Annotated in this window: 15 protein-coding genes; 8 read left to right on the top strand and 7 right to left on the bottom strand. The window is 76.4% G+C overall.

Annotated features, from left to right (window positions below; all coding sequences use genetic code 11):
* Window positions 1–74 precede the first annotated feature (74 nt).
* Window positions 75–1,523: an FAD-binding oxidoreductase gene (locus JD79_RS05345; protein WP_110004682.1), complete on the top strand. Its 1,449-nt coding sequence runs from the start codon at window positions 75–77 to the stop codon at window positions 1,521–1,523.
* 195 nt (window positions 1,524–1,718) lie between these two features.
* Here JD79_RS05345 and JD79_RS05340 read toward each other — a convergent pair whose 3' ends face one another.
* Window positions 1,719–3,416 carry an FAD-binding oxidoreductase gene (locus JD79_RS05340; RefSeq protein WP_110004681.1) on the bottom strand — a complete coding sequence of 566 codons (1,698 nt, stop codon included), beginning with the start codon at window positions 3,414–3,416 and terminating at the stop codon, window positions 1,719–1,721.
* Window positions 3,417–3,454: 38 nt separating this feature from the next.
* Here JD79_RS05340 and JD79_RS05335 point away from each other — a divergent pair, with 38 nt between their 5' ends.
* The 4 genes from JD79_RS05335 (at window position 3,455) to JD79_RS05325 (ending at window position 8,253) form a co-directional block, all read left to right on the top strand.
* Complete coding sequence (locus JD79_RS05335; RefSeq protein WP_110004680.1) at window positions 3,455–4,999, top strand: glycerol-3-phosphate dehydrogenase/oxidase; 1,545 nt, start codon at window positions 3,455–3,457, stop codon at window positions 4,997–4,999.
* A gap of 61 nt (window positions 5,000–5,060) precedes the next feature.
* A complete protein-coding gene (locus JD79_RS05330; RefSeq protein ID WP_245899746.1) occupies window positions 5,061–7,268 on the top strand; it encodes a glycoside hydrolase family 65 protein in 2,208 nt (735 codons plus the stop codon).
* Window positions 7,202–7,390 (top strand): hypothetical protein, encoded by a 189-nt coding sequence (locus JD79_RS23485; protein ID WP_245899744.1) that lies wholly within the window; start codon window positions 7,202–7,204, stop codon window positions 7,388–7,390. Before JD79_RS05330 ends, JD79_RS23485 begins: the two co-directional genes overlap by 67 nt.
* Window positions 7,391–7,458: 68 nt before the next feature.
* The gene (locus JD79_RS05325; RefSeq protein WP_110004679.1) at window positions 7,459–8,253 is read left to right on the top strand and encodes a class I SAM-dependent methyltransferase; all 795 of its coding nucleotides are present in this window, start codon (window positions 7,459–7,461) and stop codon (window positions 8,251–8,253) included.
* Window positions 8,254–8,343: 90 nt separating this feature from the next.
* On the opposite strand, the gene JD79_RS05320 is transcribed toward JD79_RS05325, so the two are convergent.
* Window positions 8,344–9,096: a MerR family transcriptional regulator gene (locus JD79_RS05320; RefSeq protein WP_110004678.1), complete on the bottom strand. Its 753-nt coding sequence runs from the start codon at window positions 9,094–9,096 to the stop codon at window positions 8,344–8,346.
* A 107-nt stretch (window positions 9,097–9,203) separates the two neighbouring features.
* Between JD79_RS05320 and JD79_RS05315 the strand changes: the two genes are divergently transcribed.
* Window positions 9,204–10,091: a haloalkane dehalogenase gene (locus tag JD79_RS05315; protein ID WP_110004677.1), complete on the top strand. Its 888-nt coding sequence runs from the start codon at window positions 9,204–9,206 to the stop codon at window positions 10,089–10,091.
* Here the strand turns inward: JD79_RS05315 and JD79_RS05310 are convergent.
* Complete coding sequence (locus tag JD79_RS05310; protein WP_110004676.1) at window positions 10,088–10,960, bottom strand: helix-turn-helix domain-containing protein; 873 nt, start codon at window positions 10,958–10,960, stop codon at window positions 10,088–10,090. The two genes, JD79_RS05315 and JD79_RS05310, sit on opposite strands and share 4 nt — an antisense overlap.
* A 27-nt stretch (window positions 10,961–10,987) precedes the next feature.
* Between JD79_RS05310 and JD79_RS05305 the strand changes: the two genes are divergently transcribed.
* The gene (locus JD79_RS05305; RefSeq protein ID WP_110004675.1) at window positions 10,988–11,467 is read left to right on the top strand and encodes a VOC family protein; all 480 of its coding nucleotides are present in this window, start codon (window positions 10,988–10,990) and stop codon (window positions 11,465–11,467) included.
* Between the two features lie 23 nt (window positions 11,468–11,490).
* Here the strand turns inward: JD79_RS05305 and JD79_RS05300 are convergent, their stop codons facing one another.
* Genes JD79_RS05300 through JD79_RS05290 form a run of 3 tightly spaced genes read right to left on the bottom strand, consistent with a single transcriptional unit; the run spans window position 11,491 to window position 13,697 of the window.
* Window positions 11,491–12,303, bottom strand: a complete 813-nt coding sequence (locus JD79_RS05300) for an ABC transporter permease (protein WP_110004674.1) — start codon at window positions 12,301–12,303, stop codon at window positions 11,491–11,493.
* A complete protein-coding gene (locus JD79_RS05295) occupies window positions 12,300–13,268 on the bottom strand; it encodes an ABC transporter ATP-binding protein (RefSeq protein WP_110004673.1) in 969 nt (322 codons plus the stop codon). Before JD79_RS05295 ends, JD79_RS05300 begins: the two co-directional genes overlap by 4 nt.
* Before the next feature lie 42 nt (window positions 13,269–13,310).
* Complete coding sequence (locus JD79_RS05290) at window positions 13,311–13,697, bottom strand: DUF4188 domain-containing protein (protein WP_110007451.1); 387 nt, start codon at window positions 13,695–13,697, stop codon at window positions 13,311–13,313.
* A gap of 66 nt (window positions 13,698–13,763) precedes the next feature.
* Between JD79_RS05290 and JD79_RS05285 the strand changes: the two genes are divergently transcribed.
* Entirely contained in the window at window positions 13,764–14,321 is a 558-nt protein-coding gene (locus JD79_RS05285; RefSeq protein ID WP_170149125.1) for a TetR/AcrR family transcriptional regulator, read from the top strand.
* On the opposite strand, the gene JD79_RS05280 is transcribed toward JD79_RS05285, so the two are convergent.
* Window positions 14,284–15,741: a sensor domain-containing diguanylate cyclase gene (locus JD79_RS05280; RefSeq protein WP_110004671.1), complete on the bottom strand. Its 1,458-nt coding sequence runs from the start codon at window positions 15,739–15,741 to the stop codon at window positions 14,284–14,286. The genes JD79_RS05285 and JD79_RS05280 overlap by 38 nt on opposite strands.
* Window positions 15,742–15,766: the final 25 nt, after the last annotated feature.

The following is a 15,766-nucleotide window of genomic DNA, read 5'->3' as shown; positions in this document are numbered from 1 at the left end:
TCGGGCGCAAGTCGCCGTCAAGACGGCGGGGCCACGGTCAGCCTCGACCTTCTCCCTGCCCCGAGGAACCCACCATGAGCCTGACCCGGACCCCCGCCCCGGCCCCCCGCCCGCGCACGCCGCTCGACGACGCCCCCGTCCTCCTGGACCCCGCGGCGGTCGCGGACCTGCGCGGCCGCGTCCACGGGCCGGTCTACGTCGCCGGCGACGAGGGCCTGGCCGCCGAGGTCGCCGCCTGGAACCTCGCCGTCACGCACACGCCCGCCGTGGCGGTCGGCGCCACCTGCGCCGCCGACGTCGCCGCGGCCGTCTCCTTCGCCACCGCGCAGGGCCTGCCGGTCGCCGTCCAGGCCACCGGCCACGGCCCGGTGCGCAACGCCGACGGCGCGCTCGTGGTCACCACCCGCCGCATGCAGGGCGTCGGCGTCGACCCGGTCCGGCGCACCGCGCGGGTCGAGGCGGGCGTCAAGTGGCAGAAGGTCGTGGCGGCCGCCGCCGAGCACGGGCTGATCGGGCTGTGCGGCTCCTCGTCCGACGTCGGCGTGGTCGGTTACACCCTCGGCGGCGGGATGGGCTCGCTCGGCCGCAGGCACGGCTTCGCCGCCGACGCCGTCGTGAGCGTGGAGATGGTCACCGCCGACGGCGTGCTGCGCACCGTCCGCGCCGACACCGAGCCGGAGCTGTTCTGGGCGGTGCGCGGCGGCAAGGGCAACTTCGGCGTGGTCACCGCGCTGGAGTTCGAGCTGTTCCCGGTGCCGGCGCTGGTGGCCGGCGGGCTGTTCTTCGCCGGCCGCGACGCCGCCGCCGTGCTGCACGCCTACCGCACCTGGGCGCCGACGCTGCCCGAGGAGGTCGGCACGTCGATCGCGGTGCTGCGGCTCCCGCCGCTGGAGGAGCTGCCGCCGCCGCTGCGCGGGCAGACCGTGGTTCACCTGCGCTACGTGTACGCCGGCGAGGACCCCGCGCTCGGAGCCGCGCTGGTCGCGCCGATGGAGTCCGCCGGCGAGGTGCTGCTCGGCGGCGTCGGGCCCGTGCCGCCGACGGCCCTCGACGCGGTGCACATGGACCCGACCGACCCGATGCCCGCCTGGGAGAAGGGGATGCTGCTCGCCGATCTCCCCGCGGAGGCCGTGGACGCGTTCCTCGCCGCCGCGGGACCGGACGTGCAGGTCCCGCTGGTGATGGCCGAGATCCGCCAGATGGGCGGAGCTCTGGCCCGCCCCGCGCGGGTGCCCGACGCCGTCCCCGGCCGCGACGCCGCCTGGTCGGTGTTCGTGATCGGCCCGATGGTGCCGGAGCTGGCCGAGGTGGTGCCCGCTGTCGGCCGCGGCGTGCTGGCCGCGCTGGCGCCGTGGGCCGCGCCCGGGGGGATGGTCAACTTCCTCGGCGACGTCTCCGGCCCGGACGAGGTGCTGGCGGCGTGGAGCCCCGAGGCCGCCGAGCGGCTGCTCGCGGTCAAGCGCGCGGTCGACCCCGGCGACGTGTTCTCCACCGGCTACGCGCTGCGGGCCCGCCGTGGCTGAGCCCGCGACCGCCGTCCGCCCGCCCCGTCCGCCGGCGTGGCTGCGCCGCCGGATGGGCATCCCGCCGGCCCTGCCCCCGCCGGGCTGGACGGCCCCGTCGAGCACGATCAGGTGAGCTGATCGTGCTGCGTCCTGGCTCACCGCCGACGGTGAGCCAGGACGCACGACGCTCAGCTCAGCTGATCATCCGCGCGACTAGTCGGGCAGCAGGACCCCGGGGTTGCAGATGCCCTGCGGGTCCAGCCGCTGCTTGACCGCGCGCAGCACCTCCACGCCGAGCGGGCCGACCTCGCGCTCCAGCCAGGGGCGGTGGTCGGCGCCGACGGCGTGGTGGTGGGTGAGCGTGCCGCCGGCGGCCAGCAGCGCCTCGGTCGCCGCCCGCTTGGCGCCGAGCCACTGCTGCAGCGGCAGGGCGTCGTCGCGGTCGGCGAGCACGGTGACGTAGAGGGAGGCGCCGGTGGCGTAGCCGTGCGACACGTGCGTCATCAGCAGCGGCTGCCGGCCGGGCCGGCCCAGCGACGACCGCAGCGCCGCGCGGACGGCGTCGTACACCGCCGGCAGCGCCGTCCAGGTGGCCGCCGTCTCCAGCGTCTCGACCAGCAGGCCGGCGTCCATGAGCCGGTCGCGCAGGTAGGGGGCGGCGAACCGGTGCTCCCGCCAGGACTCGCCCGCCCGGCGGCCCACGCGCGCCGCGCCGTGCTCCCGCAGCACCGGCACCGCGGCACGGCGGCGCGCCCGGACCACGTGCGGCAGTCCCTCCCAGCCGACGACGAGCAGGCAGCCGTCGGCGCGCCCGCGGGCGCGCAGGGCGCCACGCAGCAGCCGCGCGCCGGTGCCGCCGGCGTTGAGCAGGGTGGCGCGGGTCTCCTCGGGGTCGGAGAGCCGGACGACGTCGGGCAGCAGGTCGTGGCGCGCCAGCCGCTGCAGGCCGGCCAGCCCGTCGGCCCACGTGCGGAACGACCAGCCCTCGTACACGCGGGTCCGCGGCGCCGGGCGGACCCGCAGCCGGAGCTCGGTGATGACCCCGAGCGCCCCCTCCGAGCCCAGCGCCAGGCCCAGCAGGTCGGGCCCCGCGGCCGTCGCCGGCGGGGAGCCGAGCTCGAGCACCCCGGACGGCGTGGCGAGCGTCAGCCCGGCCACCAGCTCCTCGAACCGCCCCACCCCGGTGGAGGACTGGCCGGCCGACCGGGTGGCCGCGTAGCCGCCGAGCGTCGCGTACTCCCAGCTCTGCGGCAGGTGCCCGAGCGTCAGACCGCGCGCGCCCAGCGCCTCCTCCAGCGCCGGGCCGCGCATCCCCGGACCCACGGTGACCAGCGACGACGCGACGTCGACGTCGGTCAGCGACGCCATCCGCGACAGGTCGACCGACAGCGACGGCCGGTCGTCGGGGTCCATCCCGGACAGGCCGCCGACCACGCTGGTGCCGCCGCCGAACGGCACGACGACGACCCCGTGCTCCGCGCACAGCGCCAGCAGCGCCGCGACGTCCCCGGTGCTGCCCGGCAGGACGACGGCGTCGGGGGCGTCGGAGGCGTCGCCACCCCGCCGGCGCAACAGGTCGAGGTAGCTCTTGCCGCCGGCCCGGCGCAGCCGCGCCTCCCGGTCGGTGCGCACGTGCTCCTCGCCGAGCAGCGCGACCAGCGCGTCGTGCACCCCCGCGGGCAGCCGGGAGGGGGCCAGCCGGATCTCGCCCACGGCGACCGGCGGGGTCGGCCGCGGCTCCCAGCCCAGCTCCTTCGCCAGGTGGCGGCGGGCGGCCTTCGGGAGCGGCGGTTCCGGGTCGCGGGGAGGCTCCGGTGGCTTCTCGGGGGCGTCCTCCGGCCGGGTCGCGGTGGCCCCGCGGGAGCCGCCGGGCCCCCATCCCTGGATGGTCAGTTCCGGCTGCTCGGGCACGGCTACAGTCTGCCGGTGCTCCGACCGGGACCCCGCACGTGACCGGAGACCCCGACCTCACGCCGGAGCGCCGCGCGGCCGACGTCGAGGCGCTGACCAGCGGCGACGTCGACGTCGTGGTGGTCGGCGGGGGAGTGACCGGCGCCGGCGTGGCCCTCGACGCCGCCGCCCGCGGCCTGTCCGTGGCGCTGCTGGAGCGCGCCGACCTCGCCGCCGGGACCAGCCGCTGGTCGAGCAAGCTCGTGCACGGTGGACTGCGCTACCTGGCGCACGGCGAGATCGGCCTGGCCCGGGAGAGCGCCCGCGAGCGCGCGGTCCTCATGCGCACCACCGCGCCGCACCTGGTCCGGGCACTGCCCTTCCTCGTGCCCGACGCCGCGGGCCGCGACGTCAGTGCCGTCGGCGCGCTCGGCGGGCGCCTCGGCGACGCGGTGCGCGTCTCGGTGCGCGGCGGGCGCGGCTCGCTGCCCGGCACCCGCCGCGTGCCTCCCGCGGAGGTCGCCCGGCTGACCCCGGCGGTGCGCCCCGGCCGCGGCGGCGCGGTGTTCTGGGACGGCCAGCTCGCCGACGACGTTCGGCTCGTCGTCGCGCTGGCCCGCACGGCGGCCGCGCACGGCGCCCGGGTGCTGACCGGGGCGCGGGTGGTCGGCGTGGACGGGTCCGAGGTGGCGGTGGACGTCGACGGCGAGGCGCTGACGCTGCGGGCCGGCGCGGTGGTCAACGCCAGCGGCGTGTGGGCCCAGGCGCTGGCGCCCGGGATCCGGCTGGTGCCCTCGCGCGGCTCGCACCTCGTCGTCCGCGCGGAGCGGCTCGGCGACCCGCTCGCCGCCCTGACCGTGCCGCTGCCCGGCTCGCGGTCGCGCTACGTCTTCGCGCTGCCGCAGCCGGGTGGGCTGGTGTACCTCGGAGTCACCGACGAGCCGGTGCCCGGGCCGGTGCCCGACGACGACCCCGTCCCGTCGGACGCCGAGGTGCGGCAACTGCTCGACACGGTGAACCGGGTGCTGGCCGTGCCCCTGACCGGCGACGACGTCGTCGGCGCCTACGCGGGGCTGCGGCCGCTGGTGCTGCCCGGGTCGGCGGGGACGGGGCCGGGCGACGCCACCGCGGACCTGTCCCGGAGGCACCTGCTGCGGTGGGACGGACCGGTCCTGTCCGTCGTCGGCGGGAAGCTGACCACCTACCGGGCCATGGCGGCCGACGCCGTCGACGCCGTGGTGACGCGGCTGGGGCGGGGCGCGCGGCGGTCGCCCACGGCGCGGCTCCCGCTGGTCGGGGCGGCGCCACCGGAGGAGCTGGCCGCCGTCGCGGCGCCCGCCCGGCTGGTCGCCCGGTACGGCACCGAGGCGCCGCGGGTGGCCGCTCTCGGGCCCGACCCGGTGGTCGCGGGCCGGCCGGAGACGGTGGGGGAGCTGCGCTTCGGGGCGCTGGCGGAGGGTGCGCGGACCGTCGCCGACCTGCTCGACCGGCGGGTGCGCCTCGGCCTGGTCCCGGCCGACCGCGAGCGTGCGCTGCCTGCTGCCGAGGCCGCGCTGGCCACGCAGGTCCCGACCCGGATCGCGCGGGGGTGCACCGGGCGGTAGGACGGGACCGGGACGCCGGCCGGGTGCCCCGATCCTCCCTCCGAGACCGCGAGGACCCCCTGTGAGCGCCCCGACCCTCGACGTCGACCCCTGGCACGTCCGCGAGCCGCACGTGGACACCGGCACGCTCGACGTCGCCGAGTCCCTCTTCAGCCTCTCGAACGGCTACCTCGGCATCCGCGGGACGCTCGACGAGGTCGAGCCCTTCGGCATGCGCGGCACCTACCTGTCGGGCGTCTACGAGACCCACCCGCTGTCCTACCCGGAGGGTGGCTACGGGCAGCCCGGCGAGGGACAGGCGCTGCTCACCGTCACCGACGGCACGCCGCTGCGCCTCCTGGTCGACGGGATCCCGCTCGACGTGCGCGAGGTCCGGCCGGAGGTCCACGAGCGCACGCTGGACCTGCGGGCCGGCACGCTCGACCGGCGCGTGCGCTGGACGACGCCGAGGGGCACGACGGTGGAGGTGTCCTCGCGGCGGCTGGTCTCGCTGGCGGAGCGGTCGATCTGCGCCGTGCGGTACGAGGTGCGTGCGCTGGACGGCCCCGCGCACGTCGTCGTGCGGTCCGAGGTGGCCAGCGGGGCGGTCACGCCCACGGGCGTCGACAACGACGACCCGCGCGTCAAGGACGTCCTCGACAACGCCTTCGAGCCGATGGTGCACGCCTGCGCGCCGACCGGCGGCACGCTCGCGTCCCGGACGCGGCGCTCGGGCATCACCGTCGCCGCCGCGGTCGACCACGTGGTCGACGGCGGGCGCGTCAGCTCCGACGCCGACGAGCACCGCGTCGTCACCGTCGTCGCCGCCGACCTGGCCGCCGGTGGTGCCCTCGGGATCACCAAGGTCGTCGCCCACACCTGGTCGCTCGACGCGTGGGCGGGGTCCCTCGTCGGCCAGGCCTCGGCCGCGGTGGCCTCCGCCCTCGACCTGGGGTGGGAGGGGCTGCTCGCGGCGCAGCGCGACGTGCTCGACGAGTTCTGGGCGACGGCCGACGTCGAGGTCGACGGGGACCCCGAGCTGCAGCAGGCGCTGCGCTACAGCGTCTTCCAGCTGTTCTGCTCCGCCGCCTGCATCTCCGGCGCGCCCGTCGGGGCCAAGGGGCTCACCGGGATGGGCTACAGCGGCCACACCTTCTGGGACGTCGAGGGGTTCGTGCTGCCCGCCCTGACCCTGCTGCGCCCGGACACGGCGGCCCGGCTGCTGCGGTGGCGGGCGGAGACGATCGGCTCCGCCCGGGAGCGGGCCCGGACGCTGGGCCGGGCGGGCGCGGCCTTCGCGTGGCGCACCATCAGCGGGCCCGAGGTCTCGGCGTACTGGCCCGCGAGCACGGCGGCGATGCACGTCAACGCCGACATCGCCCGCGCCTTCTGGCTGTACCAGAACGCGACGGGCGAGGACCTCGACGACGTCGGCGGCCTGCCGGTGCTCGTGGAGACGGCGCGGCTGTGGATGTCGCTGGGCCACGAGGACGCGGCCGGCGCCTGGCACCTGTTCGGCATGACCGGGCCGGACGAGTACACCGGCGTCGTCGACGACAACGTCTTCACCAACCTCATGGCGCGGGCCAACCTGCGGCGCGCCGCCGACGCCTGCCGGAGGCACGAGGCGCGCGCCGCGGACCTGGGCGTGGACCACACCGAGACCGCCGCCTGGCGGTCCGCGGCCGCCGCCGTCCACGTGCCGTGGGACGAGGGCCTGCGCGTGCACCCGATGAACGCCAACTTCACCGCCTACGAGGAGTGGCCCTTCGAGGAGCAGCGGGACGCCTACCCGGTCCAGGAGCACCAGCACTACGCCACGTTCTACCGGCGGCAGGTGCTCAAGCAGGCCGACCTCGTCCAGGCGCTGTGGTGGTGCCGGGACGAGTTCACCGACGAGGAGGTGGCGCGCGACCTCGAGTACTACGAGGCGCGCACCGTCCGGGACTCCTCGCTGTCGGCCGCCGTCCAGGCGGTGGTGTGCGCGCAGGCGCAGCACCCCGACCTCGCCCTGCGCTACCTGCGCGAGTGCGCGCTCGTGGACCTCCGGGACGTCCAGGAGGGGACCGCCCAGGGGCTGCACATGGCCTCGGTGGCCGGGGCCTGGCTGGCGCTGGCCGCCGGTCTCGGCGGCCTGCGGGAGGACCACGAGGACCTCGAGATCGCGCCCTGCTCCCGTCGTCGCTCTCCCGCACCGCCTACCACGTCACCTGGCGCGGTGCGGTGCTGCGCATCGAGACGACCCAGGAGGGCACCACGCTCACGCTGGTGCGCGGCGAGGGGCCGGTGACCGTCGTCGTGGACGGTGCCGCGCAGTCGGTCACCGGCTCGCCGGTGCACGTGCCGCTCCGCGCACCGACGCCGCTGCTCGGCGAACCGAGGCAGCCGGCCGGCCGCGAACCACGGACCTGACGGCCGGGTCGTCCCACTTGGTGGGACGGCTCGTTCCGATGTGTGGGACGACGGGCCAGGATGCCCACGTGGACACCTACACGCACGGGCACGCCGAGCCGGTCCTGCAGTCGCACCGCTGGCGGACCGCCGAGAACTCCGCCGGGTACCTCCTGCCGCACCTGCGGCCCGGCCTCGACCTGCTCGACGTCGGCTGCGGGCCGGGGACGATCACCGTCGACCTCGCCCGGCGGGTGGCCCCGGGGCGCGTGCTGGGCCTGGACGTCTCGGCCGACCCGCTCGACGAGGCCCGGGACCTCGCCGCACGGGAGGGCGTCGCGGTGACCTTCGCCGTCGGCGACGTGTACGCCCTCGACCTGCCCGACGACTCGGTCGACGTCGTGCACGCCCACCAGGTGCTGCAGCACCTGACCGACCCGGTCGCCGCGCTGCGCGAGATGGCGCGGGTGTGCCGCCCCGGCGGGCTGCTCGCCGTCCGCGACGTCGACTACGCCGCCACGACCTGGTTCCCCGCCGACCGGGGCCTGGACCGGTGGCTCGAGCTGTACGGCCGGGTGGCCCGGGCCAACGACGCCGAGCCCGACGCCGGCCGCCGGCTGCTCGCCTGGGCGCACGCCGCGGGCCTGCGCGAGGTCAGCGCGTCGGCGTCGTCGTGGTGCTACGCGTCGGCGGCCGAGCGGGAGTGGTGGGGCCGCTCCTGGGCCGGCCGCGCGACGGCGTCCGCCTTCGCCGAGCAGGCCCTGTCCTACGGGCTGGCCACGCGGGACGAGCTGGAGGAGCTCGCCGCCGCGTGGCTGCGCTGGGCCGCGGCGGACGACGGCTGGCTCGCCATGCTGCACGGCGAGCTCCTCGTCCGCGTCTGACCCCCACACTCCCTCCGTCGAGATCGCCGATCTCGCCCGTCCGGAGCCCCGGATCGGTGCGAGATCGCCGATCTCGACGGAACGGGCCGGTCAGCCCCGGCGGGCGGCGTTCGCCTGGACCGCGGTGCTCACCCACTGCGCGAGGCCGGGCGCCACGTTCTCGTACGTGGCGGTGAAGCGCTCGTCCTCGACGTACATCCGGCCCAGCGCCGCGTGCATCTCCGGCGGGCAGTCGTAGAAGTCGGCCGTGATCTGCTGCCGGTGCTCCTCGGCGAGGTCCATCGCCTGCGCCGAGTCGGGTGCGACGCCGGCCCGCAGCGCCTCGGCCATCCGCCGCATGAGGTCCTCGCCCTCGGCCTTGATCCGGAGCCAGTCCTCCTTGGTGTAGGCCGCGCTGCGCCGCGAGGACTCGCGGTAGGCGTCGGTGTCGCCCCAGCGCTCCTGCACCTCGGCCTCGTACTGCTCCGGGTCGTGCTCGCCGAACACCTCGAACCGCTCCTGCGGGGTCAGAGAGATCCCCATCTGTCTCGCCTCCATCTCCTTCTCGACGGCCGCGACCATCGCCTGCGTGCGCTCCAGCCGGTCCCGCAGCAGCCGGTGCTGCCGGCGCAGGTGCTCGGCGGGGTCGGCGGACGGGTCGTCCAGCAGGGTCGCGACCTCCTCGAGGGGGAACCCGAGCTCGCGGTAGAGCAGCACCTGGTGCAGCCGGTCCAGGTCCGCCGCCGAGTAGCGGCGGTACCCGGCCGCGGTGCGGCCCGACGGCGACAGCAGGCCGATCCGGTCGTAGTGGTGCAGCGTGCGCACCGTGACGCCGGCCAGCTCGGCCACCTCTCCCACGTTCACGCGGGTCCCCCCTCCCTGACGACGACGAGTGCACAGCCTGACGTCGCGTCAGGGTCAAGCGCGATCCCCGGACGGCGGGGCACCGGCGGCTGGGCGAGGATCGCGGCATGGACGACGACGTCTCCCCCGAGGACCCCTTCCCGCGGCAGCGGGTCACCGTCCGCGGCACCGAGATGGCCTACGTCGACGTGGGCGAGGGCGACCCGATCGTCTTCCTCCACGGCAACCCGACGTCGTCCTACCTGTGGCGCAACGTCATCCCGCACGTGCAGCACCTCGGCCGCTGCATCGCGCCGGACCTGGTCGGCATGGGGGAGTCCGGGAAGCTGCCCGACCCGCAGCGGGGCACCTACTCCTTCGCCACGCACGCCGCGCACCTGGACGGGCTCCTCGAGGCGCTCGGGGTGGAGCGGCGGGTCACCTTCGTGCTGCACGACTGGGGCTCGGCGCTGGGCTTCTCCTGGGCGCACCGCCACCCCGAGGCGGTGCGCGGCCTGGCCTTCACCGAGGCGATCGTCACCCCGATGACCTGGGCCGACTGGCCGGCGGACGGCCGGAAGATCTTCCAGACCATGCGCGGCGACGACGGCGAGGCCGTGGTCCTGGACAAGAACGTCTTCGTCGAGCGGATCCTCCCGGCGTCCACGCTGCGCGGGCTCCCCCCGGAGGTGCACGAGCGCTACCGGCAGCCGTTCCGCGAGCGCGAGGACCGCTGGCCGACGCTGGAGTGGCCCCGGCAGATCCCGATCAACAACGTCCCGCCGGCGGTGCACGACGTCGTCGGGCGGTACGGCTCCTGGCTGCGCACCAGCGCCGTCCCGAAGCTGTTCGTCAACGCCGAGCCCGGGTGGCTGCTGACCGGGCGGGCACGCGCACTGGTCCGCAAGTGGCCGTCGGTCACCGAGGTGACCGTGCCAGGCTCGCACTTCGTCCCCGAGGACTCACCGCACGCGATCGGCCGGGCGCTGGCCGACTGGATCCCGACGCTGCCCTAGCGGCCGGCCCGGGCGCGGGCCAGGTAGGCCGACGGCGTCACCCCGACGACCGACCGGAAGTCGCGGCTGAAGTGCGCCTGGTCGAACCAGCCGAGCGAGACCGCGAGCCCGGCCAGGTCGCTCACCTCGCCGCCGTCGATGGCGGCCGCGGCGTCCATCAGCCGGTAGCGCGCCAGCACGGCCTTGGGGGAGAGGCCGACGACGCCGGCGAACAGCCGCTGCAGGGACCGCACGCCCACGCCGGCCAGCGCGGCGACCTGGTCGACCCGCACCAGCTCCCGGTCCGCGGCCATCCGCTCGAGCAGTGCCTGCAGGTCTCGGTAGGCGGGGGAGGGGTCGGGGGCCAGGGGCGCCAGCGCGGCGTCGAGGACGGCGGCCCGCGCGTCGTCGTCCTCCCCGGCGAGCACGGCGGGCAGCAGCGCGGCGGCGTCGAGGCCGGGGAGGTGTCCCTCCAGCGGGACGACGGCTCCGCGGCCCGGAGCGCGGCCGCCCATCGCGACCCAGCCGCCGGGCCGGAACTTCGCCGCCGTCACCCGCCCCGTGCCGGTCAGGTCCACGACGAACCGCCGCGGGACGACGTCGTGCAGCAGGACCGCCGGCAGGACGGCGCCGAACCGGGGCTCGCTGCCGGTCTCGACCGACAGGTTCACGCTCGGGTGGCTGAGCACCTCCGACCGGTACGGCGGCAGGCCCCTGCGGTCCCACGACACCGACCAGTACCGCTCCACGAACGGCTGGAGGACGGGGGAGACCGCGGCGTCGCGGCGCAGACCGGCCACCCGGGCGGTCTCCTCGGGGCGGAGCAGGCCGCGCACCGTCGCGGGGGAGGTCGTCGCGGGGGAGGCTGTCGCGTTCCTCCAAGACGCCACGGCCGCAGCGTAGGCAGGGTGGGGGACATGGCGATCACCGACGGCCGCCCCGACGGCTACACGACCCTCACCCCCTTCCTCGTCTGTTCACCCGCCGCCGAGGCGATCCGCTTCTACGAGGAGGTCTTCGGCGCCACCACCGTCAGCCGGATGGACGCCCGCGACGGCACCGTGCTGCACGCGGAGCTGCAGTTCCCCGCCGGCCGCCTGCAGCTCGGCGACCCGAACCCGCAGTACGGCCTGGTCGCCCCCACCGGGCAGGCCGAGGACCGGGTCAGCGGGTCGACCTGCATCTACGTGCCCGACGTCGACGCCGTGTTCGCCGCGGCCGTCGAGCGCGGCGCCACCGTCCGCGAGGAGCCGGCCACCTTCGTCACCGGCGACCGGTTCGCCTCCGTCTACGACCCGTTCGGGCACCGCTGGGCGGTCATGACCCGCGTGGAGGACGTCAGCCCCGAGGAGGCCGAGCGCCGGCTGTCGGAGTGGGCCTCCTCCGGCGGGCTGTGAGCTGCGTCGGAGACGTCCGTCGACTAGTCCAGGGCACGGCGGCGGAAGCCGACCAGGCTGAGCACGCCGAACACCGCCAGGAAGCCGGTCAGCGCCAGGGCGCACACCGTCAGCGACAGGTGCGGCACCTCCGGCGCCATCTCCGCGCGCAGCGCCTCGCTGACGTAGGTCAGCGGGTTGAGCGCGCACACCACCTGGAACCAGCGGAGCTGGTCGAGCGCCGGCCAGGGGAACTGCGTGGAGCCGGTGAACAGCAGCGGCGTGAGGACGACGGCGAAGACGACGTTGATCCGGTTCGGCTTCACGAAGGTGCCCAGCGTCATCCCGATCGCGGCGCCCACCAGCGACCCGAGCACCAGGAAGAACACCAGCACGGGGACGTCGGACCAGGTCACCGGGAGCGAGCCGAGCACCCACAGGCCGATCGGGAACATCACCGCCGCCGCCACGAGCGCCCGCAGGGTCGCGAAGACCACCTTCTCGACGGCGACCAGCGCGGTGGGCAGCGGTGCCAGCAGCCGGTCCTCGATCTCCTTGGTGAACGAGAAGTCGATGACCAGGGGGAACGCGGTGTTCTGCAGTGCGGTGAGGAACGCGGCCAGCGACACGACGCCGGGCAGCAGCACGTCGGCGTAGGCGCTGGAGGTGAAGCCGAGCTCGACGAGCACCTTGCCGAAGACGAAGAGCAGGAAGACCGGCTGCAGCACGACCTGCAGGAGGAACGGCACGAACTCGCGGCCGGTGACGAAGACGTCGCGCCACAGCAGTGCGGTGAACGCGCGCCCGACGCTCGGACGGGCGGCGGCCGACGTCGTCGGCGTCTCGACGGCGGTCATCGCAGCTCCCGTCCGGTCAGGCTGAGGAAGACGTCCTCGAGGCTGGGCTCGCCGATCCGCACGCCGGTGAGCCGGGCGCCACGGGCGGCGAGCACCTCCGACACCGGGCCGACCGTCCCCGCGGCGTCGGAGGAGAGGTACAGCCGCGCCCGCAGCCCCGCGGCGTCGGCGACCGGCTCCACGCGCTCGGCCTGCGGCAGCGCCCCGAGCGCGGCGAGCACCGCCTCGTCGCTGTCCCCGGGGGCGCGCTCGACGTCGACGTCGAGGGTCGCGCTGCCGGGCAGCGACCGGGTGAGCGCGGCCGGGGTGTCCAGCGCGAGCAGCCGGCCGTGGTCCATGATCCCGACCCGGTCTGCCAGCGCCGCCGCCTCGTCCATGTCGTGCGTGGTGATCACCACGGTCACCCCGCCGTCGCGCAGCTCGCGCACCCGCTCCCAGACGAACAGCCGCGCCTGCGGGTCCAAGCCGGTGCTCGGCTCGTCGAGGAACACCACCTGCGGGGCGTGCATGAGCGCCCGGGCGATGAGCAGCCGCTGCGCCATGCCGCCGGAGTAGTCGTCCACCTTGTCGCCGCCGCGGTCGCCGAGGCCGAGGCGGTCGAGCAGCTCGTCGGCCCGGCGGTTGCGCTCGGCGCGGCCCATGCCGTGGTAGGCGGCGTGGAACACCAGGTTCTGCCGAGCGGTCAGCGAGCGGTCGAGGTTGGAGCGCTGCGGCACCACCGACAGCCGGCTGCGCGCCGTGACCGGGTCGGCCGCGACGTCGACCCCGGCCACGCGGGCCGTGCCGCCGGTGGGCAGCACCCGGGTGGTGAGGATGCCGATCGTCGTGGTCTTGCCGGCGCCGTTGGGGCCGAGCAGGCCGAAGACCTCACCGCGCCGCACCGTGAAGCTGACCCCGGCGACGGCGTCGACCGGGCGGCCGGGATAGCGCTTGACCAGGTCGGCGACCTCCACGGCGGCGTCCATCGCCGGCCATGGTGCCACTCCCCGGCCGCCCCGCCGCCGCGGCTACGCCGTCGGCGCAACCGCGGCCAGCGCCTCGTCGACGGTCGGCATCGCGCCGGTGGACGGCAGCGCCCGGTTGGCGAAGGAGGACAGCCGCGGCGCCCAGCGGCGCATCGCCGTCCGGTGCGGATCGGTGCGCGCGAAGGCACGCATCGCCGTCTCGTCGTCCCACCACGAGACGGTGGCGAAGGACCGGGCGAGCGGCTCGGCGCGCAGCAGCGCCGAGCGCGCACCGGGGGAGCGCGAGACCTGCCGCAGGATCCGCAGCGAGGTGGCCATGAAGGCGGGGACGTCGCGCAGGTGGCGCAGCCGCAGCTCGGTGAGCAGGACGACGCCGGGGCCGTCGAACGGGCGGCGGGCGGTCCACGGCAGGTCGGGGACGACGGGCACGGCAGCCTCCTTTACAGGTGTAAAGCGACCGTACGCCGCCTGGTTAACACCTGTAAAGTCGATGGCGTGGCCCGGGACCTGCGCAGCGACCTGCTCACCGCCGCGGGCACCCTGCTCGAGCGGACCGGGTCGGCCGGTGCCGTCTCGCTGCGCGGGGTCGCCCGGGAGGCCGGGGTCAGCGCGCCCGCCGTCTACGGGCACTTCGCCGACCTCGGGGCGCTGCTCGACGCCGTGCTGGAGCGGGCGTTCACCGACCTGGTGGAGGCGGTGACCGCGGCCGCCGAGGGCGTGCCCGACCCGGTCGACCGCTTACTGGCCGGCTGCCGGGCCTACGTGCGCTGCGGGCTGTCGGCCCCCGGGCGCTACCGGGCGATGTTCGGCAGGCGTCGGGTGCCCGCCGGCGAGGTCGCGTTCGGCTCCCTGGTCGGCGCCGTCGACGCGTGCGTGCGCGCCGGCCGGTCGGCCAGCCGCGACCCCCGGGCCGACGCGACGCTGGTCTGGACGGCGCTGCACGGCCTGGTCATGCTCCGGGCCGGCGGGGTGGACCGGCCCGGGCCCGACCTCGACGCGCAGGTCGATGCGCTGGTCAGGCGCCTGGCGCTGGTCGGCGACGGGAGCGCTTGACCTCGTACATCGCCGCGTCGGCGCGGCAGAGCAGGCTGTCGGCGTCGTCACCGCGCCGGGAGAGGGCCACGCCGGTGCTGCAGCGCAGCGGCGGCCCGCCGTCGGTCGGCGTCGCGAGGGTCGCGGTGATGCGGTCGACCAGGCGCCGGGCGGCGTCCTCCGTGGCGCTGCCGGGGCACAGGACGACGAACTCGTCGCCGCCGATGCGCGCCACGGTGTCCCCCGGGCGCACCACCGAGCGCAGGGCCGCGGCCATCCGCAGCAGGGCGGCGTCACCGGCGGCGTGGCCGAGGGTGTCGTTGACGGCCTTGAAGCCGTCGAGGTCGCAGTACAGCAGCGCGGCGGGCAGCCCGTCGCGCGCCTGGACCTGCAGCGCCTGTCCCACCCGGTCGAGCAGCAGCGCTCGGTTGGGCAGGCCGGTGAGGGCGTCGTGGAGGGCGGCCTCGCGCAGGCGGGCCTCGAGCTCGCGCTGCGCGGTCACGTCCATCATCGCGACGACGGCGCCGGTGAGCCGGCCCCGCGCGTCGAGCACCGGGGTGCCCGAGGCGCGCAGCACCCGGAGGGGGTGGCCGGGCCGGTCGATGGCCATGTCGGCGTCGCGGACCCGCCCCTCGGCGTAGACCCGGGCCAGCGGGACCTCCTCCGGTCGCAGCCGGCGGCCGTCCGGGGCGCACAGGCCGAAGGTCTCGACGACGTCCTCGGTCGACCGCGCCCTCCCGACCTGCTCGGCGTACCGCTCGGGAAGGCCGTGCCACTCGCGGCCGAGCCGGTTGAACAGGGTGAGCCGGCCCTCGGCGTCGGCGGCCACCACCCCGACCGGGAGGGAGTCCAGGAGGGCGCGGGTGAACGCCTCCGAGCGGGCGGCGTGCCCCGCCGCGGCCCGGGCCTGGTCCCGCGCGGCCGCGCTGGCGGTGGCGAGGGCGGCGAGCTGGCGGGCCTGGCGACGCCGCTGGAAGAGGGCGACGACGACCGACGCGAGGTCGGCCAGCCGCTCCCCGGCGTCGGGGGCGAAGGCGTGCGGCGCCTCGTCGAAGACGCAGATCGTCCCCACGGTCTCCCCGTCGACGACGAGCGGTGCGCTCGCGTACGCGCGGACCCTCGCGCGGCGCCCGTCCACCCAGGGGTTGCCCGCGTAGCGCGGGTCGGCCGCGAGGTCGTCGTGCACCTGGACCTGCGGGCCCCCGGTGTTCATCGCCGCGCAGAGCGACTCCTCGCGGGGGGAGGAGGACCCGGGGAAGCCGTGCGGCACCACCTGGTGCTGCTCGGACGCGTCGAGCAGGTTCACGGTCGCGCACCGCACCCCGGCCACGGCCGCGGCGACCCGCACGACGGCGGCGAGCTCGACGTCCCGGTCGAGGTCCCGGAGGTCGGGCTCGGTCGGCGCCGCCGTGGTCTCGACGGCGGCCGGGGAGACGGTCATGGAGGAGTCAACGGGCGGGGCGCGA

The sequence above is a fragment of the Geodermatophilus normandii genome, from assembly GCF_003182485.1.
GTDB lineage: Bacteria > Actinomycetota > Actinomycetes > Mycobacteriales > Geodermatophilaceae > Geodermatophilus > Geodermatophilus normandii.
The sequence above is the reverse complement of the archived record's forward strand: the minus strand, read 5'-3'. Positions and strand labels throughout refer to the sequence as shown.